Genomic DNA, 21,866 nt, shown 5'->3' with positions numbered 1-21,866 from the left:
ATTGAGTAGAAAAATGAGTCACCGGGTTCGCACCACCGGCTCCAGCACCTGCAGGGCCAGATTGCCCTTATGCGCACCCAGCTTGACCTTGAAGGCCGGCATGCCGTTGGCGCGCATGATCATGTCCTCGGGCATCTCCACCGGAATCACGTCGCCCGGCTGCATGTTGAGAATGTCGCGCAGTTTCAGCTGGCGGCGCACCACCGTCGCGCCGAGCGGTACGTTGACGTCGAGGATGTCTTCGCGCAGCGCCTTGATCCAGCGCTCGTCCTGGTCGCTGACGTCGGATTGGAAGCCGGCGTCGAGCATTTCGCGGATCGGCTCGATCATCGAATAGGGCATGGTCACGTGCAGGTCGCCGCCGCCGCTGTCCAGCTCGATGTGGAAGGTCGACACCACCACCACTTCGCTGGGGCTGACAATGTTCGCCAGCGCCGGATTCACCTCCGAGTTGATGTACTCGAAGTTGACATCCAGCACCGCATGCCAGGCTTCCTTGAGGTCGGTGAAGGCCTGATCGAGCACCATGCGCACCACCCGCAGTTCGGTGGGGGTGAACTCGCGACCCTCGATCTTGGCGTGGCGGCCGTCGCCGCCGAAGAAGTTGTCCACCAGCTTGAACACCAGCTTGGCGTCGAGGATGAACAGCGCGGTGCCGCGCAGCGGCTTCATCTTCACCAGATTGAGGCTGGTCGGCACGTACAGCGAATGCACGTACTCGCCGAATTTCATGACCTGCACACCGCCCACCGAGACGTCTGCCGAGCGGCGCAGCAGGTTGAACATGCTGATGCGGGTGTAACGCGCGAAGCGCTCGTTGATCATTTCCAGCGTCGGCATGCGCCCGCGGACGATGCGATCCTGGCTGGTGAGGTCGTAGCTCTTGATCGCGCCCGGTTCGGCATCGCTTTCGGTATCGACCAGACCGTCATCGACGCCATGCAGCAGCGCATCGATCTCGTCTTGCGAAAGCAGGTCTTGAACAGCCATCGGCGGAACCTTCTATTGCAGTACGAAGTTGGTGAACAGCACTTGCTCGACCGCCAGCTTACCGACTTCCTTCTGCGCCAGTTCCTGCACGCTGGAGGTAGCCTGCTGACGCAGCATTTCCTTGCCCACCGGGGTCATCAACGCCGCGAAATCCTGACTGGAGAACAGCATCACCAGATGATTGCGCAGCAACGGCATATGTCCTTTGAGCGCATCGAGCGCCAATTGATCGCGCGACATCAGCGCCACGCTCACCTGCATGTAGCGCTGACGCCCCTTGTGATTGAAGTTGACCACGAAGGCCGGCATCAGCACCTCGTAGATCGCCGCCGGCTTGCCGGTCGCCGTCTGCCCGGCCTCGGCCGGCTGCTCAGCCGCCTTGTCGTCACCTTTATCGAGGAAGAACAGCGTGCCGCCGATGGACAACCCGATGGCCAGCAGGAAGGCCACCGCGATCGCGATGATGATCTTCAACCGACCTTTGCCCGCGTCCTGCGCGTCGGCAATCGGTGGTCCGGGGGGTACCTGTTTCTTCGCCATGCCAAATATCCGTCATTCTACGCGCGACCGCTCACTGAGGCATCGTTGGAGCAACTGCTGTGCCAATGTCAGCGACGCGCTGCGCGTTAGGCCGCAGAGGATACGGCATCCCTGAAGGCGCCGCCCGGCACGCCCGAAGGAAGATAGATGACGCTCCGGCGCGAGACGGGCCTGCGCGCCAGAGCGACGGGAAACCGGCGGCGGCCGGTCAGGCGTAGTAATCCACCAGCCCGCGGTTGCCCACGGCACGATTGCTGGCGACTTCGCTGACGCCTTGCAGCTGCTCGTCGTCGCCCGCCGTCGCGGCAGGCGACGCGCCACCGCGCCCCGCTTCGCCTTCGCCGCGGCCCTGCCAGCCACGCGCCAGGGACTGATCGGAAACGTTGACGTTCATGCTCATGCCTTGCTGGTCGAACATCTCGCGCAAGCGCTGCATCTGCCCTTCGAGCGCATCGCGCACGCCGGCATGCGGGCTGAGGAAGGTGATCTGCGCCTGCTCGCGGTTCATCTCGATGCGCACCTCCATCCGCCCCAGTTCAGCCGGATCGAGCTGGATCTCCGCCGATTTGAGGTTCTGGCTGGACAGCCACATCACCCGATCCACCACCGCCTCGCTCCAGCCGGCCTGCTGCATCGCCACCGGCTGCCCCGGTACCAGCGGCGTGCGCTGCGCCTGCTGAATCTGTTGGGTGATCGCCTGGCTCAGCGGGCTGGCACGGCCGAGCGCCGGATCGGCCGGCTGACGGCTGTCCTGCGGCGCATCCAGGCCCTTCGAGACTTCACTCAGCGCAACCTCCAGCTCGACTTCCGGCTCGGGCTCGCTGCTGGCTTGCAGCAGACTGGCGAAGTCGTCCTCGGCGGGTGCCGCGGTCTCGCTCGCAGCGGCTGGCGAAACGGCGGTGGGCGCGGCCTTCAGCGTCAGGGCCGGTGCCGCGACGGTGGTCGCCGACTCGCCGGAAACATCTTCCGACACTTGCGTCTCGGCATCAGCGAGCGGCGGTGTCAGCTGCGTCTGGCCCAGCCCTGGCATCAGCGTCAGGGCCTCGGTCTGAGCGGCGGCCGGCTCGGGCGCCGGCAACTGGCCATTCAGGCCGAACAGCAGCAGCGGATCGAGCTCGCCCTCCGGCAGCGGCTCATCGCTCGCTTCCTCGCCAGGCAAGGAATTGCCGCTCTCGGCAACCGTCGACTTCTCGGCGTCAGCGGTTGCCGTCGGCTCACCGGCGCTCTGCTCCTCGTCGACTTGCTCGCGCGACGATGCCGAAGCATCGTCCTTGCGCTCGACAGGCTTGGTCTGGCGCTCGCGCGCATACACCTCGGAGAAGCTGGAACGCTTGCCATCGCTCGCCTCGGGCGCCGGCGACGGTTGCGCGGCGGCGGCCTTGGGACGCACTTCGAGAGTCGGGGACTTGAGCAACAGATCGGGGGAAACGGCCATGAAACATTCCGCTCAGTGTGGTTCGTGCAGAACCTTGAGCAAGTTCCGGGCCAGCAAAACCGTCAGAGAGCCGTCCGTTCAGCCGTAGCGCTGACGCTCGGCACGAAACAGGATGCCGACGATGGCGAACTCGCGCTCGATCCGCTCGATCATCGCCGGCGCTTCGACCAGTCGTTGCTCGCGGGCCAGGGTCTCCAGCTGGCAGCACAGATCGGCCAGCGCGGCGGCGCCCAGGTTGCTGCAGCTGCCCTTGAAGCTGTGCGCCGCACGCCGCAGCGTCTCGCCCTCCCCGGCCTGGAAGGCCTGGCGCAGCAGGCGCAGGCGCTCCTCGGAGTCGACCAGGAAGGTGTCCAGCAGAAGTGGGTACTCGCCCTCCATGACCGCTTGCAGCGTGACGAGTACGGCACTGTCGAGATGAGGAATGGACACAGATCCGCTCCTGGGAGAAAGGCGCTGAATTATGCCTGAGCCGACCAACGGAACTCCACGCTCAGTCCGCGCCCGTCGGCCTGCCAGGCGAAACCGTCACTGAGCTGACGGATCAACTGCAATCCCCGTCCACCCAGAGATTCCACGCCGCGCGCCTCGCCCAGCGCGCGCTCGACATCGAAGCCCGTGCCGCTGTCCTGAATGCCGATGCGCAGGCGACCACCCACTGCGTCGCACTGGATATCCAGTTCGAGACGGATGTAGCCGTCCACCAGCGCGGCCAGACGCTCGCTACGCGCCTCGTAATAGCGGGCGAAGCCGGCGGCATCGCGCTTGAGCGCCGAATCCAGGCCGAGCACGCCGTGCTCCAGCGCGTTGGAATACAGCTCGACCAGTACCGCATAAACGGCGCCGGCGCGAGGCCGCAGCTGATGGACCTGCAGCAGCACCTGCAGCAACAGCGGCAAGGGATTGCCGGCGCGCAGGCTGGCCGCACGCAGCTCGAAGCGCCCGGACCAGTCGGCCGGCCGGCCTTCCTTCGGCGCACCGAACGACAAAGGCAGCTGCAGCGCCGCCATCTTCTCGCTCAGATCGACCTCGACCAGGCTGAGGTCGTCGCGCAGCTGGCCGTGAAACGCCAGCAGCGCCTCCTCGATCTCGTCGAACAGCCGCTTCGCATCGTGGTTGGCATCGAGAACGGCCAGCAGGCGTTGCTCGCCGAACAACTCGTCGCGCGCATTGCTGCTCTCCACCACGCCGTCGGACAGCAGCAGCAGGCGATCGCCGAGTTTCAGCGGGTGGCTCTCGAAGTGCGCATCGAACGCACCCGGCGCCAGCACGCCCAGCGGCAGATGGCGCGACACCAGCGCCACGCGCTCACCGTCCGGACGAATCAGGTAGCCGTCCGGCAGCCCGCCGTTCCAGACATTCAGCACGCCCTGGGTGAGGTTGATGTCCAGCAGTGTGGCGCAGCAGAACATCTCCACCGGCAGGATCTGCTTGAGCTTGGCATTCAGCTCACGAAGGATGTCCTTGGCCGCGTAGCCCTTGGCGGTCATGCCGTAGAAGGTCTCGGCCAGCGGCATGGCGCCGATCGCCGCCGGCAGGCCGTGGCCGGTGAAGTCGCCCAGCAGCACGAACATCTGCCCGGTCGGCGATTGCGCCGCCAGCAGCAGGTCGCCGTTGAACAGCGCTCGCGGCGATTGCCGGTAGCGGATGTTCGGCGCGCCCAGGCAACCGGCATGCGCCACCTTGTCGAAGATCGCCTTGGCCGCACGCTGCTCGTCTAGCAGCTGCTGGTTGCGCCGGGCGATCAGGTCGCGTTGCTCGACCACCGTCGCCTGCAGTCGACGCAGCCGATGCATGGCCTTGATCTTGGCTTCGAGAATCACCGGGTTGTACGGCTTGACGATGAAGTCGTCGCCACCGGCTTCCAGACAGCGCACCAGCGCCTGGTTCTCGCTGAGCGAGGTGAGGAAGATGATCGGCACCAGCTCGTCGCCGGCCAGACTCTTGATCCGCCGCGCCGCCTCGAAGCCGTCCATCAGCGGCATCAGCGCATCCATCAGCACCAGCTGCGGACGCTCACGTTCGTAGAGCGCTACGGCTTCCAGGCCGTCGCCGGCGGTCAGCACATGGTGGCCCTGACGGGCGATGATGGTCGACAGCAGCATCCGATCGACCGGGCTGTCCTCGGCGATCAGGATGGTCAGGCGCATCGGCACCTCAGGCGATCACGAACAGTTGTTCGAAGTTGGACACCGAAAGAATCTTGCGCACGTCGGCATTGCAGTTGAGCAGCCGGACGTCGGCTTCATCGCCGCCGGCATGGTCGCGCAGCAGCAACAGCATGCCGAGCGCCGAGCTGTCGAGATAAGTCGCGCCCTGCAGATCGACGACATAGCGCTCGGGCGTGACGTCCTGACGCTGGTACGCATCGCGGAATGCCTGGTGGGCGTTGAAATCGAAGCGTCCGCTGATGGCGATCGTCAGTTCGCGCCCATCGGCCGATGGTTGAGAAGTAATGGTCATGTAGCACTCCCTGATCCGAAACGGGGTCTTGCCAGACCGCCATGCGCCACGTGAGAACGACTGTGCCTGCCGGTGAACCGGGCGCAGGCTGCACGGCGCTGAATGGGCGCGTACCAGCGAGCTGTCGCGGGCTGCTGCGATGATACCCGAGAAGATTTAGCATTCAGACCCTACAGCGGCAAGCTCAATCCTGCCGGGGCCGTCCTGCCAGCCGCTGCGAGAACTCGTCGAGCAGTTTCTGCTCACGCTTGTCGGCCGCGACGCGCGCCTCGCGCAGATAACTCTCCACCAGCTTGCTCAGCCCTTCGAGCCGCGCGTGCCGCTGCTGCCACTGGCTTCGCAGCTTGGCCAGGTTGTCGCGATGCCAGGCCACGCTGCGCTGCTGCTGGCCGATGGCCGATTCGAGCTGGGACAGAAAACGCTGATAGTTCATCAGCCACTGGCCGGACACGCCTTGGCTGCCCTGGCGCAGCCACTGCTGCTGGTAATCGCTGAAATACTGCTCGAGCTCGCCGAGCTTGGCCTCGGCCTGCGACAGCTGCATCTGCCCCTGACCGAGCATGCGCGCGGCGTCGCGCTCGGCCTTCTGCGCCATCTCGATCACCGGCGCCAACCGGTCGGCACGACTGCTTGCCACGGATTACGCGCCCTGACGCGGGCCGAATACCGCGGCCAGTTGTGCCGCGCTTTCCTCCAGCCGCTCGCTTTCGTTCAGACCCTGGCGCAGGTAGCGAACCATCTCGGCCTGGCGGGCGATGGCAAGGTCGGTATCCGGGTCGCCGCCGGGCACGTAGGCGCCGACGCTGATCAGGTCGCGACTCTGCTGGTAACGCGACCACAGCTGTTTGAAACGCTGCGAGGCGCGCACATGCTCGGCATCCACCACCTGCGGCATGACCCGGCTGATCGACGCTTCGATATCGATGGCCGGATAGTGACCCTCCTCGGCCAGCCGCCGCGACAGCACGATGTGGCCGTCGAGCACGCCGCGCGCGGCGTCGGCGATCGGGTCCTGCTGATCGTCGCCTTCGGAGAGCACCGTATAGAACGCGGTGATCGAACCGCCGCCCTGCTCGGCATTACCGGCGCGCTCGACCAGGCTCGGCAGCTTGGCGAACACCGATGGCGGATAGCCCTTGGTCGCTGGCGGCTCGCCGATGGCCAGGGCGATTTCGCGCTGGGCCTGGGCGTAGCGCGTCAGCGAATCCATCAGCAGCAGGACGTTCTTGCCTTTGTCGCGAAAGTACTCGGCGATGCGCGTGCAGTACTGTGCGGCGCGCAGGCGCATCAGCGGCGCCTCATCGGCGGGCGAAGCGACCACCACCGAGCGCTTGAGGCTTTCCTCGCCAAGGATGTGTTCGATGAATTCCTTGACCTCGCGCCCGCGCTCGCCGATCAGGCCGACGACGATGATGTCCGCCTCGGTGAACTTGGTCATCATGCCCAGCAGCACCGACTTACCGACGCCGGTACCGGCGAACAGGCCCAGGCGCTGGCCGCGGCCGACGGTGAGCAGGCCGTTGATGCTGCGGATGCCGACGTCCAGCGGCTCGCTGATCGGGTGGCGCTTGAGTGGGTTGATCACCGGACCGTCCATCGGCACCCAGTCTTCGGCGCGCATGCCGCCCTTGCCGTCCAGCGCGCGGCCGGCGCCGTCGAGCACGCGGCCAAGCATGGACATACCCATCGGCAGGCGACCGGTATTGGGCAGCGGCACCACCCGCGCGCCGGGCGCGATACCGGCGAGGCTGCCGACTGGCATCAGGTAGAGCTTGCCGCTGGAGAAACCCATGACCTCGGCCTCGACCTCGGTCGGGTGGTAGCTGTCGTCGTTGATCACCCGGCAGCGGCTGCCGACCGCGGCGCGCAGGCCCTCGGCTTCCAGCGTCAGGCCAACCATGCGCAGCAGGCGGCCTTCGAGAATCGGCTGACTGGGCAGCTTGACCGCCTCGGTGTAGCAGGCCAGGCGCCGGGCGAAACTGACCCGGTCAAGGCGCATCGGGGTGGTCCAGATCGAGGTGCAGATCGGCCGCCGGCGGATGCGTGGCGTTCTCGCGCTGCTGCTCGAACAACTGCTTGATCGCCTGGCTCAGGCGCGTCTCGACGCTGGCGTCGATGCGGCTGTGTTCGGTCTCGATGAGGCAGCCGCCGGGCAGCAGGCTGGCGTCTTCGAGAATCCGCCAGCTCTCCTCGTGACGCTCGCGCAGCGCCTTGATCAGTTCGAAATCCTGCGGATTGACGTGAACGTGCACGTTCTGCGCGCCCATCGGCAGCAGCTTGAGCGCCTCGCGCAGCACCTGGCGGATCTGGCTGGAATCGATCAGCAGATCGCGCTGGATCACCTCGCGCGACAGGTGGCTGACCAGCGTGACCAGCGCGTGCTCGAGGTTGCGATCCTGCTCGTCAATCGGATCGAGCAGCTGCGTCATCAGCTGCTCCAGGCTCTGCAGGCGTGCGGCCAGCGCCGTCTCGGCCTCCTGGCGGGCCTTCAGCTGGCCGGCATGGAAGCCGTCCTTCTCGCCGGTGGCGAAGCCTTCGTTGTAGGCCTCCTGGCGAATCGCTTCCAGCTCGTCGAGTGTCAAGGGTTTGACTTCCTCGACCGGGACCTCTTCGCTGTGCGCCAGCTCTTCGACGACCGGTTCCGCTTCGACGGACTCTTCGGCTGCCGCACCCTCGGCGTCGAAGCTGGGCAGCGCCCAGCGGTCGAACAGCCGCACGTCCTGGGCACGGATCACATCGCTAGGATTTTCCTTGGCCACGGCTTAGACCATTTCCTCGCCGCCCTTGGCGCCCAGGACGATCTCCCCGGCTTCGGCCATGCGGCGGGCGATGGTGAGGATTTCCTTCTGCGCGTTCTCGACTTCGCTGACGCGCACCGGGCCCTTGGCCTCCAGGTCGTCGCGCAGCAGTTCGCCGGCGCGCTTGGACATGTTCTTGAAGACCTTTTCCTTGATCGCTTCGTCGGCGCCCTTGAGCGCCAGCACCAGCACGTCGGAGGAAACCTCGCGCAGCAGGATCTGGATGCCGCGGTCGTCGACGTCGGCCAGGTTGTCGAAGACGAACATCAGGTCCTCGATCTGCGTCGACAGGTCCTCGTCGACCTCGCGGATGGCGTCCATCAGCTGGCCTTCGATGGAGCTGTCGAGGTAGTTCATGATGTCGGCGGCACGCTTCACACCGCCGAGGCTGGCGCGACTGGTGTTGGTGTTGCCGGAGAACTGCTTCTCGAGGATCAGGTTCAGTTCCTTCAGCGCTGCCGGCTGCACGGTGTTGAGCGAGGACACGCGCAGCACGATGTCCAGGCGCACCTTGTGGTCGAAGTGCGACAGCACCTCGCCCGCTTGGTCGGGGTCCAGATAGGCCACCACGATGGCCTGGATCTGCGGGTGTTCGTAGCGGATCACGTCCGCCACGGCGCGCGGCTCCATCCATTTCAGGCTGTCCAGGCCGCTGGTGTTGCCACCCAGCAGGATGCGGTCGATCAGGCCGCCGGCCTTGTCCTCGCCCAGCGCCTGGGTGAGCATCTTGCGGATGTAGCCGTCGGAGCCGACGCCGAGGCTGGTCTGGTCGCCGACGATCTCGACGAATTCGCTCATCACCCGCTCGACCTGCTCGCGGTGGATGTTGCGCATCTGCGCCATCGCCGTGCCGACCCGCTGCACCTCTTTCGGACCGAGGTGACGCAGCACCTGCGCGGCATCGGTTTCGCCCAGCGACAGCAGCAGGATGGCGGCCTTGTCGACCTTGTTGAGCTTGGTTTGAACCCGGTTCTCACTCATCGGCGTTGATCCACTCTTTCACCACCTGGGCGACCCGTCCCGGATCTTCGGCCACCAGGTTCTTGATCGCGTTGAGCTGGGCTTCGTATCCCTCGCTCGGACTCGGCAACATGATGTTCTGCGGACCGCTGAGGCTGACGCGGTCGTTGGCCAGCGCACCGTCGACGCCGTCCATGTCTCCCAGTTCGACATCGCCGTCGCCAATGTTCTGCAGTTCCTTGCCCTTGCCGGCATGGGTCAGGTTGTTCAGCACCGGACGCAGCACGCCGAACACCAGCACCAGGATGAACAGCACGCCCAGCACCTGCTTGACCACATCCCAGAACCACGGCTGCGAGTAGAACGGGATATCGATCACCGCATCGTCGAAGGAATCCGCGACGAAGGCGGTGTTGATCACGCTGACGCTGTCGCCACGGCTGGCATCGAAGCCCACGGCGTCCTGCACCAGACGGGTGAAGCGCGCCAAGTCGTCGGCGGTCCACGGCGTACGGGTGACTTCTCCGGCAGCATTGGTCATGACCTGGTCGTCAACCACCACCGCCACCGACAGCCGGCGCAGGCGACCCTGCTGCTGCTTGGTGTAGCTGATGGAGCGATCCAGCTCGTAGTTGCGGGTGGCCTGCTCGCGCTTGTCCGAGGGATATGGTGCCAGCATCGGCTGGCCGGTCGCCGGGTCCATGATCTGCTGACCGTTGGCATCCAGCAGCGGCTGACCGGGTGCCACGGCGCCCGCGGCGGCGGCCTGCTGTCTGGCCTGCTCCGGCGCCGAAGCCGGTCCGGGCGGCTGATTGCTCAGCGCACCGGGCACGCCCTGCGGCGGCAGGCTGCTCTGGCGCTGTTCGTTGACGCTCTGCTCGCTGCGCAGTGCCGGCTGGTCAGGGTTGAAGGTTTCCGAGGTGGACTCCACCGCACTGAAATCGACGTCCGCCGAGACTTCCGCCTTGTAGCGGCCGCTGCCCAGCACCGGCTGCAGGATGTTGTGCACGCGCTGGGTGTAGAGCCCTTCCATGCGCCGGCTGTAGTCGAACTGCTTGCCGGCCATGGTCAGCTCGGACAGCTCCTGCTGGTCGGACAGCAGGTTGCCCTTCTGGTCCACCACGGTGATCTGCGACTTGCTCAGCTCCGGCACGCTGGTGGCGACCAGGTTGATGATCGCCATCACCTGGCTCGGCTCCAGCGAGCGGCCCGGGTACAGCTCGACCAGCACCGAGGCGCTGGGCTTGCGTTCGTCACGGACGAACACCGAACTCTTGGGAATCGCCAGGTGCACACGGGCACCCTTGACGTTGTTCAGGCTGGACACGGTGCGCGCCAGTTCGCCTTCCAGGCCGCGGCGGTAACGGGTCGCCTCCATGAACTGGCTGGTGCCCAGGCCCTGCTCCTTGTCCAGGATCTCGAAACCGATGTTGCTGTCGGCTGGCGCGATGCCGGCACCGGCGAGCTTCAGCCGGGCGCGTGCGAGGTCGTCGGCCTTGACCAGCAGCGCGCCGGAATTGGGCTCGACAGTGTAGGCGATATCCGCCGCGGCGAGCGTCTCCATCACCTGATTGGCGTCCATACCGGCGAGGCTGCCGAGCAGTGGGCGATAGTCCGGCTGCTGCGACCAGAGCACCACGGCGAAACCGATGGCGACGCTCGCCGCCAGCCCGACCAGCAGGCCGATCTGGCGCAGCATCGACATCTCGGAGAGATTTTCCAGGAACGACAGCCCCAGCAGCGGCTTCTTCGCCTCTACCGCGCCGCTCTGCACCGGAACGTTGCTCACCGCATCAGCCATAATTCAATCCGCCTCACACCGGCATCTGCATGATGTCTTGATAGGCCTGGACCAGCTTGTTACGCACTTGGGTCAGGGCCTGGAAAGAAACGCTGGCCTTCTGCGAGGCGATCATCACTTCGGTCAGGTCGACGCCGCCCTGCCCCATCTCGAAGGCGGAGGACATCTGACTGGAAACCTGCTGGGTTTCGTGCACCTTGTTCACCGCCTGGCCGAGCATGTCGGAGAAGCTCGGCGCACCGGCTTCCTGTACCGGCGCCTCGGGCTTGGTGCGCGCCATGGCATCGGTCTGCATGGCCCGCATTTCCAGCATCAAGCGATTGAATTGGACACCCTGACTCATCTACTTCCTCCAACAGCCACGGTTTTTTGACGCTACGTGGCAGGCAGTGAGTAGATAGCAACAAGGGTGCCAGAAACTGTGACATGCCCTGCCACCGGCACCTACCTTCGTCCGACTGCGAACACCGACACTGTTCCGTCGAACCCGCCGCCGGCTGTACTGCATGCCGCGCGCACCGTGCCGGTAGGCTAGCCTGCAGATGCGTCCCGGCCCGACCGGCGGCGTCCCGTCGGCCCCACAAGAACAAGCACCATGACCGAATCCGCCCGCCTTGGACTGCGTCCCCTCAGCGACAGCTCGCCCTCGACCATCGTCGCCGGTTTCATCGCCATGCTGACCGGCTACACCAGCTCGCTGGTACTGATGTTCCAGGCCGGCCAGGCAGCCGGGCTGAGCGCCGGGCAAATCTCCTCGTGGATCTGGGCATTGTCGATCGGCATGGCGATCTGCAGCGTCGGCCTGTCGCTGCGTTACCGCACGCCGGTGGTGGTCGCCTGGTCGACGCCCGGCGCCGCCCTGCTGATCGCCAGTCTGCCCGGCGTACCGTACGCGGAGGCGATCGGCGCCTACATCTTCGCCTCGGCACTGATCGTGCTGTGCGGGCTTACCGGCAGCTTCGAACGGTTGATGCGCCGCGTTCCCGCCTCGCTCGCCGCGGCGCTGCTGGCCGGCGTGCTGTTCAATATCGGCAGCGAGATTTTCCGCGCCGTGCCGGCCCAGCCGTTGCTGGTGCTGGGCATGTTCTTCACCTACCTGCTGGGCAAACGGCTGCTGCCGCGCTATGCGGTGCCGGGTGCGCTGGTGGTCGGCTGCGTGCTGGCGGCCATGCAGGGGCTGCTGGATTTCCGCGACTTGCGTCTGGAGCTGGCGGTGCCGGTATGGACCACGCCGGCGCTGTCGTTTGCCGCAATTCTCAGCATCGGCATCCCGCTATTCGTCATCGCGATGGCGTCGCAGAACATGCCGGGGCTGGCAGTGCTGCGTGCCGAGGGTTACGACGTGCCAGCCTCGCCACTGATTTCGGTGACCGGCATCGCCTCGGTGCTACTGGCACCGTTCGGCTCGCACGGCATCCATCTGGCGGCGATCACCATGGCGATCTGCGCCGGCCCCGAGGCGCATCCCGACCCGCGCAAACGCTACACGGCGGCGGTGTGGTGCGGGGTGTTCTATGGCATCGCCGGCATCTTCGGCGCGACCCTGGCGGCACTGTTCGCGGCGTTTCCGACGGCGCTGGTGCTGTCGATCGCGGCGCTCGCGCTGCTCGGCTCGATCGGCGCGGGGCTGACCCAGGCCATGCAGCAGCCGCATGAGCGCGAGGCAGCGCTAGTTACCTTCATGGTGACGGCGTCGGGGCTGACGCTGTTCGGCATCGGGGCTGCGCTGTGGGGGTTGATTGCGGGGGTGGTGACCTTGCTGGTGCTAAGCAAGCGAGGCTGAGCGGGCCTGGTTTCGGCGCCGCGCCGGGGCGATCCGGCAGCCGACAAGGCGACCGGCAGGCGAAGCCCGAGGCATTGCCGCACTCGAGAATCGCCCCTCACCCGCTCAAATCAGAACGCTAAATCGCCGTCGTCCCGCCATCCACCGCCAGCGCATGGCCCGTGGTAAACGAGGCGCCATCGCTGCACAGATAGAGTACCGCTGCCGCCACCTCCTCCACCCGGCCGATACGCCCCACCGGATGCATCGCTGCCGCGTACTCCGCCTTGCGCGGATCGGCCTCGTAGGCGCGACGGAACATGTCGGTGTCGATCACCGCCGGGCACACCGCATTCACCCGAATTCCCTTCTTCGCATACTCGATGGCCGCCGACTTGGTCAGGCCGATCACCGCGTGCTTGGATGCCGAGTAGATGCTCATCTTCGGCGCCGCACCGAGGCCGGCCACCGAGGCGGTATTGACGATGGCGCCACCGCCCTGCGCCAGCATCAGCGGCAACTGGTGCTTCATGCACAGCCACACGCCCTTGACGTTGACGCCCATGATCGCGTCGAACTCCGCCTCGCTGCCTTCGGCCAGCCGGCCTTGCTCGATCTCGATACCGGCGTTGTTGAAGGCATAGTCGAGCCGGCCGAAACGACCCACGACCTGCTCCAGCAAGGCTCTGACCTGTTCGTCGCGCGTAACATCGCAACGGACAAACAACGCCTCACCGCCGTTTTCCCGAATCGCCGCGGCGGCCGCCTCGCCAGCGGTGTCATCGAGATCGGCGAGGACGACCTTGAGGCCCTGCTCGGCGAAGGCCAGCGCGGTGGCGCGGCCGATGCCCGCCGCTGCGCCGGTGACGAGGGCGACCTGACCGGAGAATTTCATGCTCATGCTGAAGCTCCTGAACGAGAGATTGAACCTGGCGCCGGGTCCTGACGTGACCGCGAGACCATAAGCGGTCACCGTTATACCGCTCCGTGGAACCCTCGACGCCGATATCACCGCTCTGGATGCCAGTGCATACGCGCCGACGGATGCATGTTGCGGTCACGCGCAGCGGCGGCTAAACCAAGCTTTTCGCTCAACAAAGGCTTGTTCGACATGCTCAATCAACAGTACCTGCTGGCCCAGCGACCGATCGGCGCGCCAACGCGCGACACCTTCCGCTTTGCCGAGGCCGACACCGGTGAGCCCGGCCCCAACGAAATTCTGGTGCAGGTCGAATACCTGTCCATCGATCCGGCCATGCGCGGCTGGATGAACGAAGGCAAGTCGTACATTGCGCCGGTGGGCCTCGGCGAGGTGATGCGCGCGCTCGGCGTCGGCAAGGTGATCGCCTCGCAGCATCCGGGCTTCGCCGTCGGCGACTACGTGAATGGTCCGCTGGGTGTGCAGAAGTACTTTCGCGGCGAGCCGAAAGGCTTCTACAAGGTCGACCCGCAGCAGGCGCCGCTGCCGCGCTACCTGTCGGCGCTGGGCATGACCGGCATGACCGCCTACTTCGCCCTGCTCGCCGTCGGCCAGCCGAAGGCCGGCGATACCGTGGTGCTGTCCGGCGCTGCCGGCGCGGTGGGCAGCGTGGCCGGGCAGATCGCCAAGATAAAAGGCTGCAAGGTAGTGGGCATCGCCGGCGGCGCCGACAAGTGTCGCTTCCTCACCGAGGAACTGGGCTTCGACGGTGCCATCGACTACAAGCACGAGGACCTGGCCGCGGGCCTGAAGCGCGAATGCCCGCAGGGTGTGGACGTCTATTTCGACAACGTCGGCGGCGACATCCTCGACGCCGTGCTCACTCGCATCAACGTCGGTGCGCGAGTGGTGCTGTGCGGCGCGATCAGTCAGTACAACAACAAGGAGGCGGTCAAGGGACCGGCGAACTACCTGTCGCTACTGGTCAACCGTGCGCGCATGGAAGGCATGGTGGTGACCGACTATATGGCTCGTTACCCGGAGGCGATGCGCGAGATGGCCGGCTGGCTGGCCAGCGGCCAGCTGAAGAGCAAGGAGGACGTCGTCGAGGGCCTGGAAACCTTCCCCGAAACCCTGTTGAAGCTCTTCAGCGGCGAGAACTTCGGCAAGCTGGTGCTCAAGGTCGGCTGAGCGCTCAACCCAGCTCGGCAACGACCGCGGCCAGCGCCTGCGCCGGATCGGCGGCCTGGGCGATCGGCCGACCGATGACCAGGTAATCCGATCCGGCGGCCATCGCCTGCGCCGGCGTGAGGATGCGCCGTTGGTCGTCCTGGGCACTACCGGCTGGACGAATGCCGGGCGTCACCAGCTGCAGCTGCGGGTACTGCGCCTTCAACGGCTGCGCTTCCTGGGCCGAGCAGACCAGGCCGTCGAGACCGGCTCGCGCGGCCAGCCCGGCCAGGCGCAGCACCTGCTCCTGCGGCGCGATGTCCAGGCCGATATCAGCCAGATCGGCCTGCTCCATGCTGGTCAGCACGGTCACGCCAATCAGCAGCGGCACCGGTCCGCCGATCTTGTCCAGCGTCTCGCGGCAGGCCGCCATCATGCGCAGGCCACCCGAGCAGTGCACGTTGACCATCCATACGCCCAGCTCAGCGGCTGCCTTGACCGCCATCGCCGTGGTGTTGGGAATGTCGTGGAATTTCAGGTCGAGGAACACCTCGAAGCCGCGCGCGCGCAGCGCCTCGACCACCGCCGGGCCGCAGCGAGTGAACAACTCCTTGCCGACCTTGACCCGGCACAGCGCGGGATCGAGCTGCTGCGCCAGCGCCAGGGCGGCGTCCTGCGAAGGGAAGTCGAGCGCAACGATGATCGGAGTCTGGCAAGTCATGACGGGGTCCTCGGCAAAATTCGGCGCGCATTGTCGCAGAAAATCTGCGGTCGAACTAAAGCCCCCGCCGCTTGCGCCGACAAACCGGATCGCACGTGACCCACACTACGGTGCAGCGTAAAGTGACGCTGTCCGCAAATAAGGTCTGCGGCTTCGTCTATTTCGTCTGTGGAGGTACGCCATGCCCTGGTACTTCTGGCTGATTCTGGCCGTAGCGCTCGGCTCCATCGTCGGCAGCCTGCTCATGTTGCGCTCGACGGCGCGCAAGATTCCCCTCAGCGAAGAACAGAAGAAGCGCATCGCCGAGCGCAATGCCGCAGCAGACGCACAGGACGCACGCGACCGCTGAACCCGGTCGCCGCTGCGGCTGCAGCATCGCAATCGCCGCACGTTCGGCGAGGTGAAAGGAAGCACGACACGCTCATCGGTGGCAGCGCCTGTCCGGATCGCTGCGCCGATTTTTCCTTTCCCTCCAGATGAATGTGCATGTCAGCAGCCCTGCCCGATATCGAAGAAAACCGCCTCCACGCCCGCGCCATTTTTACCCGCCGCATACTGCCCGGCGCAGTTGGCGTGCTGCTTTGCGCGCTGCTCGGCGCCAGCGTCGCGGTCAGCCGGATCGCCACGAGCATCGATGAAGATGCCGTTGCGCAAAGCCGCTTCCTCACCGGCAAGGCCATCGAGGGGCAGCGCGAGTGGATGGGCCGCTCGGTGGTCGACTACGCCTTCTGGGGTGATGCCTATGCGCACCTCAACGGCCCGGTGAGCATCGACTGGGCCTATACGCAAGCCAACTTCGGCGCCTCGCTGTACGAAGACTTCGGCTATGAAGGCGTGCTGCTGGTGACACCGCAGGGCGAGACGTCCTATGCGGTGATTGACGGCGAGCTGCGCTCGGTCGACGCCTACCGGTGGTTGCAGGGCGGCCTGGAGCCGCTGCTGGCGCGCGCACGCCTGGCGTTCGACCACGAACAGGGCGTGGTCGGCCTGTTGTCGGTGGATGGCACGCCGGCGATGGTGGCCGCGGCCGTGCTGTCGCCGGGAGACAGCACGGTCAAGGCTGCCGCGACGCCGGCCTCGATCGTGCTGTTCGTCGATGTGCTGGATACCGCACGCCTGGCCGAGCTCGGCCAGGACTACGCCGTCGACGCGCTGCGCGTAGCGGATGCCGACACCCCGCGCACGGCGCCACAGCTGCCGCTGACGCTGGAAGACGGCACCGCCCAGACCTTGACCTGGAAACCCGCGCAGCCAGGACGACGGATGCTCTGGGTAGCGCTACCGACGCTCGCGCTGGCGGCGCTGGCGCTGGGCGGGCTGATCTGGGTGCTGGGGCGTCTGGCGCTGCGTACGGTGCAGATGATGGACACCAACTACGCCCGCCTGGCCAGCAAGAGTCGCGAGCTGAGCGCCAGCGAGGCACGTTTTCGCGATGTCGCCGAGGCGGCCTCCGACTGGATCTGGGAAACCGATGCACAGGCGCACCTGACCTACCTCTCCAGTCGTTTCGAAGAAATCACCGGCCACGCTCCGGCTAATTGGATCGGCCGTCCGCTGATCAACCTGCTGATCAGCGACCACGCCGCCCTGCACGAGTGGCTGCAGGCGCCACAGGCAAACGCGCTGAAATGCAGCTATCGCGATGCAGATGGTCGCGAACGGCATTGCCGGCTGGCCGCACGGGCGATCCGCGATGACGGCCAGTTGCGCGGCTATCGCGGCACTGCGAGCGACATCACCGAGGAAACCCGTGCCCAGGCACGCGTCCAGTATCTGTCGCAACATGACGCGCTGACCGGGCTGCCCAACCGCGCCCGCCTGCGCGACCACCTGGAAGGCCGATTGGCGGCGCTGCGCGGCACCTCCCGGCTGGCGGTGCTCTATCTCGATCTGGACCGCTTCAAGCCGGTCAACGACACACTCGGCCACGCCGCAGGCGACGAGGTGCTGATCGGGGTCGCCCAGCGCCTCAAGCAATGCACACGCGACGATGATCTGGTGGCCCGCCTGGGAGGCGACGAGTTCGTCATGGTGCTCGGCCGTCTGGGCGCGCCGGAGGACATCGCGCGGCTTTGCGAGCGAGTGATCGCCGCTATCAGCGAGCCGTTCTTCTACGAGGGACACAAGATCTACGTCGGCGCCAGTATCGGCGTCGCGGTGGCGCCCGGCGACGGCCTGCTGGCCAGCGAGCTGCTGCGCTGCGCCGACATCGCGCTGTACCAGGCCAAGGCCAACGGCCGCGGCATCTGGCATCCGTACACGCGCGAACTGGACAATCGCGCCAACGATCGCCATCGACAGGAAGACGAGCTGCGTCAGGCGATTGCCGACGAACGTTTCGAAATTCATTACCAGCCGCGCTACCGCAGCGCGGGCTTGCACATCATCGGCGCCGAGGCGCTGCTGCGCTGGCCGCATGCAGAACGCGGGCTGCTGTTGCCCGAGTCGTTCATCCCGCTCGCCGAAGAAACCGGCCTGATCGCCACGCTGGGCAACTGGGTTTTACGCCAGGCCTGCCGCGACGCCGTAGCCTGGCCGGACGGTCTGGTGGTCTCGGTCAACCTTTCTCCGCTGCAGCTGCGCCATGAGCAACTGCTGGATGAGGTAAAGGCCGCGTTGGCCGAAAGCGGCCTGCCCGCCAGCCGGCTGGAGCTGGAAATCACCGAGAGCGCCCTGCTGCAGGAAAACGCCGGCACCCTGGCGCTGCTCAGCAGCCTCAAGGCGCTGGGCGTGCGACTGGCGATGGATGATTTCGGCACGGGCTATTCGTCGCTCAGCAACCTGCGCACCTACCCGTTCGACGTGATCAAGATCGATACCAGCTTCGTCGGCGGCATGCAGCAGAATGCCGAAGATCACTCGATCGTCCGCGCACTGATCGATCTCGGACGCGGGCTGAATCTGCAGGTCACCGCCGAGGGTGTGGAAACCGCCGAGCAGTTGCGCCTACTGCAGGCCGACGGCTGCACCGAGGTACAGGGCTTCCATATGAGCCGGCCGCTGGCGGCCGACGCACTGCTGACACTACTGGCACGTCGGACACCTTGAGCGGCGCGGTTCGTCCGGCCGCGCTCAGCGCTTGAATTCGAACTGGATTTCCGCGCCTTCGATCAGCGGATCGTCTTCCTCGTCGCCGGTGATCAGCCGCCCGCTCATCTGTACCGACTGCGTCGGCTCACTGAACAGCGGCGGCAGTAGGCTCATCGCCGGCGCGGACTCGTCGTGCCCGAACTCCTTGGCCCAGTCTTCCGGCAGGCTCAGGTCGAGCCGGGGGGTGGTCAACTCGATCTCTTCGATCTTCTCAAGCTTCTCGGGAGTCGCGACTTTGTGCGCCGGCGCCGCGGGTGGCGGCTTCGGTACGCTGATCTGCACGGGCGGCTTCGTTTCGTCGGCCTGTTCAGTTGCGGGCGCCACCTCGATCTTCAGATCCGGCGGCGTTTCCTCGGCCTGCTGCGGTGCGGCCGGCGCCTGCAGCGCGGGCGGCGCGGTCTTCGCTGGCGCCGGCGGTGTGGACGGCTCCTTATCGCAGGCGGTCAGAACAAGCAGCGCACCTGCCAGCCACAGGGGTTTGATCATCGCAGCGCCGCTCCTCTCGTTCGCGCATACCGGGCGCGGCGCTATTGTGCCTCCCGGCAAAGCTCGACGGCCAGCGCGCCGAGCGTACTCAGCGCCCGCTCTGTCTCGCGGTTCCAGGGCAGGCCGCAGTTCAGCCGGATGCAGTGATTGAACTGCTCGGTGTTACTGAAGATCAGCCCCGGCGCGATGCTGATGCCCTGCGCCAGCGCGCGCACCTGCAGGTCCTTGGTGTTGACCCGCGCCGGCAGGCTGACCCAGAGAATGAAGTTGCCCTTGGGCCGGGTCATCTGCGTACCTTCGGGAAAGTAACGCTGCACCGCCAGCTGGAACGCCGACAGGTTCTTGCGGTACTCCTGCCGGATGAAGCGCAGGTGACGGTCATAGCCACCATTCTCCAGATAAGCGGCCACGCCCATCTGCGTCACGCTGCACGCCGAGTGCGTGCTGAATGTCTGCAGGCGCTGCACCTCGGCCTGGTGCCGGCCGGCGATGATCCAACCGATGCGTACGCCCGGCGACAGGGTCTTGGAAAAGCTCGAGCAATAGATCACCCGGCCTTCGCGGTCATTGGACTTGAGCGCCTTGTACGGGCCCTGCTCGAACATCAGCTCGCCGTAGATATCGTCCTCGACGATCTGGATGTCGAAGCGTGACGCCAGGTTGAGCAGCTGCTTCTGCCGGCTGTCGGGCATGCTCACGCCCAGCGGGTTGCTCAGCCGCGCGGTCAGCACCAACGCCTTGATCGGCCACTGGCTGGCGGCCAGCTGCAGCGCCTCGAGGCTCATGCCGGTGTCTGGGTCGCTGGGGATCTCGATCACCTTCAGCCCCAGCAGGTCCGCCAGTTGCAGCAGGCCGTAATAGGTCGGCGACTCGGCGGCAATCAGGTCGCCGGGCCGGGTCAGCACGCGCAACGACATCTGCAGCGCGTCGACACAACCGTGGGTGATCACCACTTCGGCCGGATCGACCAGCACCCCGGCGTCGCGCATGCGGATCGCAACCTGCCGGCGCAGCGGTTCGTAACCCGGGCTGAACATGTAGCTGAAGGCGCGCGGGCTGTGGAAGCGGGTCACCTTGGCCAGCTGCTGGTGCAGCGCGCGCACCGGCAGGTAGTCGACGTGCGGAACGGCAGCGCCCAGCGGAATCAGGCCCTCGCGGCGTGACTCGTTGAGCACCTGGTTGATGATGCTGCTGCGGGTGACCAGCGTGGGCCGCTCGACCTGCGCGATGTCGGGCGTCGGCGCGGTCAGCATGGGCGTCTGGTGCACGTAGAAGCCCGACTGCGGACGGGCGCGAATCATGCCCTGGTCTTCCAGGTTGGCGTAGGCCTGCAGCACCGTCGCGTGGCTGACGTTGAGCTGCTGGCTCATCTTGCGCACCGAGGGCACGCGCTCCCCCGGGCGATAGACGCCGCGCCGGATATCCTCGGCCAGCTGTTGAGCGATGCGCTGATAGAGCAACAGATTGGTCATTTTTGCCGATCCCCGCGAACTGAACCGTAACAGTAGCTCAGCAACGAAGAACGAAACCAATACAGTTACATCGCGAGTGGGCGAAACAGATGTTTCAGCGATCAGGCCCCAGCTCGCCTTGCGCATCGGAAAAGAGGATTTCCACGCGCCGATTCTGCGCACGACCGCGCGCCGAAGCGTTTTCCGCAACCGGGAAGGCTTCGCCGTAACCGCGTATCTCGATGCGCTGCGAGGCGATGCCCAGATCGGTCAGCACCTCGGCGACGGCCGCAGCACGCGCCTGCGATAGCGCAAGGTTGCGGTCGGCGTCACCGCGGCTATCGGTATAGCCCTCGATGCGTACCCGCCGCTGCGGGTTGAGTTCGAGGAAATGCGCCAGCTTGAGCAGCGTCCGATTGGCCTCGCGGCCCAGTTCGTCGCTGTCGGCACGGAACAGCACATCGCCGAGCGTCATCACCAGCCCGCGATCGGTCTCGGTCGCCGCCATGCTGATGATCTGGTCATCACCCCAGCGCCCCGGTTGCTGCGCACTCAACAGGCGGGCGTCGCGCAGCATGTCGCGCAGGCGCTGGCGCTCCATCTGCAGTTGTACGATGCGCTGCTGGTTGTCGAGCAACGTACCGTGCTGCCGGGCGATCTCGCTGTAGCTGAGGCTCAGGTAGGAATAATGCAGGGCGTCCTCGGCGCCGCCCCAGAACTCGGCAAAGCGCTGCGCCCGCGCCAGCGATTCGCCGGCGCGCACGACGTCCTTCGGCGCCCCACGCTGGATCCGCGTGTCGCTGCTGACCTTGGTGTAGCTCTCTGCTGCCTGGGAAAGCTGCTGTTCGAGGTCGGGATTGGCGCAACCGGCCAGCCCGCCCAGCAGGAGGCAGATCAGCGCCTGTCGACGAAACCGGCTCACCGCAGATCCCCCAGTTGTTGGCGCAGGCGCTCGATGCTGCGGTTCAGCTCGGCAATCTGGCTGGCACTCTTGGCATTCAGCACCCGCGCTTCGGCCAGGCGCGCATCCAGCTCAGCCTGCTCGCTCAGCAGGCGCGCCTGCCGGAAGTCCTCGTCGTTGATGGCCGCACGGGCAGCGGCCAGCTTCAGCTCAGCGAGCATCAGCTCGGCCGTATGCTCGTCGGCACCGACTGCCCGTGCCTGCTGCACGGCCTGTTCGGTCAGACGTATTTGTTCGCGCGGTGCCGGATCACTGGCGCAACCACCGAGGACGGCCAGCGCCAGCCCGAATAATAGACAGCAAAGTTTCTTCACGACGATGT

At 66.0% G+C, this 21,866-nt stretch carries 22 protein-coding genes; 4 read left to right on the top strand and 18 right to left on the bottom strand.

Going from position 1 to position 21,866, the window contains the following annotated elements; all coding sequences use genetic code 11:
• Window positions 1-18: 18 nt before the first annotated feature.
• The 12 genes from fliM to fliE all read right to left on the bottom strand — a co-directional run bounded on the left by fliM (window position 19) and on the right by fliE (window position 11,327).
• Window positions 19-990, bottom strand: a complete 972-nt coding sequence (fliM, locus tag NAV27_RS08255; protein WP_043297349.1) for a flagellar motor switch protein FliM — start codon at window positions 988-990, stop codon at window positions 19-21.
• Window positions 991-1,002: 12 nt separating this feature from the next.
• Window positions 1,003-1,530 carry a flagellar basal body-associated protein FliL gene (fliL, locus tag NAV27_RS08250; RefSeq protein WP_102828896.1) on the bottom strand — a complete coding sequence of 176 codons (528 nt, stop codon included), beginning with the start codon at window positions 1,528-1,530 and terminating at the stop codon, window positions 1,003-1,005.
• A gap of 208 nt (window positions 1,531-1,738) precedes the next feature.
• Window positions 1,739-2,965 carry a flagellar hook-length control protein FliK gene (locus NAV27_RS08245; RefSeq protein ID WP_102828895.1) on the bottom strand — a complete coding sequence of 409 codons (1,227 nt, stop codon included), beginning with the start codon at window positions 2,963-2,965 and terminating at the stop codon, window positions 1,739-1,741.
• Window positions 2,966-3,043: 78 nt separating this feature from the next.
• Complete coding sequence (locus NAV27_RS08240) at window positions 3,044-3,394, bottom strand: Hpt domain-containing protein (RefSeq protein ID WP_054093360.1); 351 nt, start codon at window positions 3,392-3,394, stop codon at window positions 3,044-3,046.
• Between the two features lie 29 nt (window positions 3,395-3,423).
• Entirely contained in the window at window positions 3,424-5,112 is a 1,689-nt protein-coding gene (locus NAV27_RS08235; RefSeq protein ID WP_102828894.1) for a fused response regulator/phosphatase, read from the bottom strand.
• Window positions 5,113-5,119: 7 nt separating this feature from the next.
• Window positions 5,120-5,425 carry an STAS domain-containing protein gene (locus NAV27_RS08230; RefSeq protein WP_003287600.1) on the bottom strand — a complete coding sequence of 102 codons (306 nt, stop codon included), beginning with the start codon at window positions 5,423-5,425 and terminating at the stop codon, window positions 5,120-5,122.
• Between the two features lie 184 nt (window positions 5,426-5,609).
• Window positions 5,610-6,062 carry a flagellar export protein FliJ gene (fliJ, locus tag NAV27_RS08225; RefSeq protein ID WP_102828893.1) on the bottom strand — a complete coding sequence of 151 codons (453 nt, stop codon included), beginning with the start codon at window positions 6,060-6,062 and terminating at the stop codon, window positions 5,610-5,612.
• 3 nt (window positions 6,063-6,065) lie between these two features.
• Window positions 6,066-7,424, bottom strand: a complete 1,359-nt coding sequence (fliI, locus tag NAV27_RS08220; protein WP_043297359.1) for a flagellar protein export ATPase FliI — start codon at window positions 7,422-7,424, stop codon at window positions 6,066-6,068.
• A complete protein-coding gene (fliH, locus tag NAV27_RS08215; protein ID WP_102828892.1) occupies window positions 7,414-8,184 on the bottom strand; it encodes a flagellar assembly protein FliH in 771 nt (256 codons plus the stop codon). Before fliH ends, fliI begins: the two co-directional genes overlap by 11 nt.
• 3 nt (window positions 8,185-8,187) lie before the next feature.
• Window positions 8,188-9,204, bottom strand: coding sequence for a flagellar motor switch protein FliG (gene fliG, locus NAV27_RS08210; protein ID WP_008570497.1), 1,017 nt, complete (start codon window positions 9,202-9,204; stop codon window positions 8,188-8,190).
• Complete coding sequence (gene fliF / locus NAV27_RS08205; RefSeq protein ID WP_043297362.1) at window positions 9,197-10,984, bottom strand: flagellar basal-body MS-ring/collar protein FliF; 1,788 nt, start codon at window positions 10,982-10,984, stop codon at window positions 9,197-9,199. Before fliF ends, fliG begins: the two co-directional genes overlap by 8 nt.
• A 13-nt stretch (window positions 10,985-10,997) precedes the next feature.
• The gene (gene fliE / locus NAV27_RS08200) at window positions 10,998-11,327 is read right to left on the bottom strand and encodes a flagellar hook-basal body complex protein FliE (protein WP_003287594.1); all 330 of its coding nucleotides are present in this window, start codon (window positions 11,325-11,327) and stop codon (window positions 10,998-11,000) included.
• Window positions 11,328-11,579: 252 nt separating this feature from the next.
• Between fliE and NAV27_RS08195 the strand changes: the two genes are divergently transcribed.
• On the top strand, window positions 11,580-12,767 hold the full coding sequence (locus NAV27_RS08195) for a benzoate/H(+) symporter BenE family transporter (protein ID WP_102828891.1): 1,188 nt from the start codon (window positions 11,580-11,582) through the stop codon (window positions 12,765-12,767).
• Window positions 12,768-12,885: 118 nt separating this feature from the next.
• Here NAV27_RS08195 and NAV27_RS08190 read toward each other — a convergent pair whose 3' ends face one another.
• Window positions 12,886-13,647: an SDR family oxidoreductase gene (locus NAV27_RS08190; RefSeq protein WP_102828890.1), complete on the bottom strand. Its 762-nt coding sequence runs from the start codon at window positions 13,645-13,647 to the stop codon at window positions 12,886-12,888.
• Window positions 13,648-13,857: 210 nt separating this feature from the next.
• Here NAV27_RS08190 and NAV27_RS08185 point away from each other — a divergent pair, with 210 nt between their 5' ends.
• Window positions 13,858-14,856 (top strand): NADP-dependent oxidoreductase, encoded by a 999-nt coding sequence (locus NAV27_RS08185; RefSeq protein WP_102828889.1) that lies wholly within the window; start codon window positions 13,858-13,860, stop codon window positions 14,854-14,856.
• 4 nt (window positions 14,857-14,860) lie between these two features.
• Here NAV27_RS08185 and pyrF read toward each other — a convergent pair whose 3' ends face one another.
• Window positions 14,861-15,556 (bottom strand): orotidine-5'-phosphate decarboxylase, encoded by a 696-nt coding sequence (gene pyrF, locus NAV27_RS08180; protein ID WP_102828888.1) that lies wholly within the window; start codon window positions 15,554-15,556, stop codon window positions 14,861-14,863.
• A gap of 181 nt (window positions 15,557-15,737) precedes the next feature.
• Between pyrF and NAV27_RS08175 the strand changes: the two genes are divergently transcribed.
• Both NAV27_RS08175 and NAV27_RS08170 read left to right on the top strand, forming a co-directional pair.
• Window positions 15,738-15,905 (top strand): DUF2897 family protein, encoded by a 168-nt coding sequence (locus NAV27_RS08175; RefSeq protein WP_008570503.1) that lies wholly within the window; start codon window positions 15,738-15,740, stop codon window positions 15,903-15,905.
• Window positions 15,906-16,042: 137 nt separating this feature from the next.
• Entirely contained in the window at window positions 16,043-18,604 is a 2,562-nt protein-coding gene (locus tag NAV27_RS08170; protein WP_102828887.1) for a bifunctional diguanylate cyclase/phosphodiesterase, read from the top strand.
• A 24-nt stretch (window positions 18,605-18,628) separates the two neighbouring features.
• Here the strand turns inward: NAV27_RS08170 and NAV27_RS08165 are convergent, their stop codons facing one another.
• The 4 genes from NAV27_RS08165 to NAV27_RS08150 form a co-directional block, all read right to left on the bottom strand.
• Window positions 18,629-19,132, bottom strand: a complete 504-nt coding sequence (locus NAV27_RS08165) for a hypothetical protein (protein WP_102828886.1) — start codon at window positions 19,130-19,132, stop codon at window positions 18,629-18,631.
• A gap of 41 nt (window positions 19,133-19,173) precedes the next feature.
• Window positions 19,174-20,604 (bottom strand): aminotransferase-like domain-containing protein, encoded by a 1,431-nt coding sequence (locus NAV27_RS08160; protein WP_102828885.1) that lies wholly within the window; start codon window positions 20,602-20,604, stop codon window positions 19,174-19,176.
• 94 nt (window positions 20,605-20,698) lie between these two features.
• On the bottom strand, window positions 20,699-21,505 hold the full coding sequence (locus tag NAV27_RS08155) for an OmpA family protein (protein ID WP_102828884.1): 807 nt from the start codon (window positions 21,503-21,505) through the stop codon (window positions 20,699-20,701).
• On the bottom strand, window positions 21,502-21,858 hold the full coding sequence (locus tag NAV27_RS08150; protein ID WP_102828883.1) for a DUF4398 domain-containing protein: 357 nt from the start codon (window positions 21,856-21,858) through the stop codon (window positions 21,502-21,504). Before NAV27_RS08150 ends, NAV27_RS08155 begins: the two co-directional genes overlap by 4 nt.
• Between the last annotated feature and the right edge of the window lie 8 nt (window positions 21,859-21,866).

Origin of the sequence: Stutzerimonas degradans, from assembly GCF_024448505.1 — a bacterium.
Lineage (GTDB): Bacteria > Pseudomonadota > Gammaproteobacteria > Pseudomonadales > Pseudomonadaceae > Stutzerimonas > Stutzerimonas degradans.
The sequence above is the reverse complement of the archived record's forward strand: the minus strand, read 5'-3'. Positions and strand labels throughout refer to the sequence as shown.

What these genes read in the sequence shown, in the direction of transcription:
- fliM (WP_043297349.1), bottom strand. Translation starts at nt 990, where the DNA reads ATGGCTGTTCAAGACCTGCTTTCGCAAGACGAGATCGATGCGCTGCTG.
- fliL (WP_102828896.1), bottom strand. Translation starts at nt 1,530, where the DNA reads ATGGCGAAGAAACAGGTACCCCCCGGACCACCGATTGCCGACGCGCAG.
- NAV27_RS08245 (WP_102828895.1), bottom strand. Translation starts at nt 2,965, where the DNA reads ATGGCCGTTTCCCCCGATCTGTTGCTCAAGTCCCCGACTCTCGAAGTG.
- NAV27_RS08235 (WP_102828894.1), bottom strand. Translation starts at nt 5,112, where the DNA reads ATGCGCCTGACCATCCTGATCGCCGAGGACAGCCCGGTCGATCGGATG.
- NAV27_RS08230 (WP_003287600.1), bottom strand. Translation starts at nt 5,425, where the DNA reads ATGACCATTACTTCTCAACCATCGGCCGATGGGCGCGAACTGACGATC.
- fliI (WP_043297359.1), bottom strand. Translation starts at nt 7,424, where the DNA reads ATGCGCCTTGACCGGGTCAGTTTCGCCCGGCGCCTGGCCTGCTACACC.
- fliG (WP_008570497.1), bottom strand. Translation starts at nt 9,204, where the DNA reads ATGAGTGAGAACCGGGTTCAAACCAAGCTCAACAAGGTCGACAAGGCC.
- fliF (WP_043297362.1), bottom strand. Translation starts at nt 10,984, where the DNA reads ATGGCTGATGCGGTGAGCAACGTTCCGGTGCAGAGCGGCGCGGTAGAG.
- fliE (WP_003287594.1), bottom strand. Translation starts at nt 11,327, where the DNA reads ATGAGTCAGGGTGTCCAATTCAATCGCTTGATGCTGGAAATGCGGGCC.
- NAV27_RS08195 (WP_102828891.1), top strand. Translation starts at nt 11,580, where the DNA reads ATGACCGAATCCGCCCGCCTTGGACTGCGTCCCCTCAGCGACAGCTCG.
- NAV27_RS08190 (WP_102828890.1), bottom strand. Translation starts at nt 13,647, where the DNA reads ATGAGCATGAAATTCTCCGGTCAGGTCGCCCTCGTCACCGGCGCAGCG.
- NAV27_RS08185 (WP_102828889.1), top strand. Translation starts at nt 13,858, where the DNA reads ATGCTCAATCAACAGTACCTGCTGGCCCAGCGACCGATCGGCGCGCCA.
- pyrF (WP_102828888.1), bottom strand. Translation starts at nt 15,556, where the DNA reads ATGACTTGCCAGACTCCGATCATCGTTGCGCTCGACTTCCCTTCGCAG.
- NAV27_RS08175 (WP_008570503.1), top strand. Translation starts at nt 15,738, where the DNA reads ATGCCCTGGTACTTCTGGCTGATTCTGGCCGTAGCGCTCGGCTCCATC.
- NAV27_RS08170 (WP_102828887.1), top strand. Translation starts at nt 16,043, where the DNA reads ATGTCAGCAGCCCTGCCCGATATCGAAGAAAACCGCCTCCACGCCCGC.
- NAV27_RS08165 (WP_102828886.1), bottom strand. Translation starts at nt 19,132, where the DNA reads ATGATCAAACCCCTGTGGCTGGCAGGTGCGCTGCTTGTTCTGACCGCC.
- NAV27_RS08160 (WP_102828885.1), bottom strand. Translation starts at nt 20,604, where the DNA reads ATGACCAATCTGTTGCTCTATCAGCGCATCGCTCAACAGCTGGCCGAG.